The organism is Caballeronia arationis (genome assembly GCF_001544975.2).
Classification (GTDB): Bacteria; Pseudomonadota; Gammaproteobacteria; order Burkholderiales; family Burkholderiaceae; genus Caballeronia; species Caballeronia arationis.
Genome location: NZ_FCOG02000550.1, coordinates 1 through 749 on the forward strand (window position 1 = coordinate 1; position 749 = coordinate 749).

Annotated in this window: 1 protein-coding gene; it reads left to right on the plus strand. The window is 59.1% G+C overall.

Annotated features, from left to right (window positions below; genetic code table 11):
* Nucleotides 1-749, plus strand: a 749-nt coding sequence (locus AWB81_RS43780; RefSeq protein ID WP_510183689.1) for a transposase family protein, incomplete at both ends; no start/stop codon positions are given.

Sequence of the window (749 nt, forward strand, 5' to 3'; positions counted from 1 at the left end):
ACATCGAAGCGTACGGCAAACCAGTCGCACTCTATAGCGACAAGGCCAGCGTGTTCTCATGCAACAGTCATTCGAGTACGCCCGGCAAGGGCGTTACCCAATACGGGCGGGCCTTGTACGAGCTCAATATCGATACCTGGTGTGCCAATAGCAGCCAGGCAAAAGGACGCGTTGAGCGGGCCAATCTGACCTTGCAGGATCGGTTGGTGAAGGAGTTGCGACTGCGCGGCATCGATACCAAGGAAGCGGCCAATGCCTATGCGCCCCACTTCATCGCCGACTTCAATGGCCGCTTTGGCAAGGTGCCCAAGAGTGGCTTCGATGCCCATCGCGCGCTGCGCGAGGATGAGAATCTCGATCTGATTCTGACGCATCGTGTGTCGCGTTGCGTGTCGAATAGTTTGACGTTGCAATACGACCGGGTGATCTACATGCTGGACGATACGCCGCAGACACGCGCCCTCACCCATCGCTATATCGACGTGTACGAATACCCGGATGGGCGCATCGAAATTCGGGCGGATGGAGACGCGCTGGTCTATCGCCAGTACGACCGGTTAACCGTGGCGGATCAGGGTGCCGAAGTGGATAACAAACGCCTGGAGCATGTGCTGGCGTTATCGCGTCAGGTGCAGATGGAGCGCGACAACCGGCGCGCCTCGGGTTCGCCGTCAAGGACGAATCAGGGCGAGCCGGTCAGGCCGAAGATGCGGGCCAACAACACGCGCAAGCAACGCGAACTGAAGCCG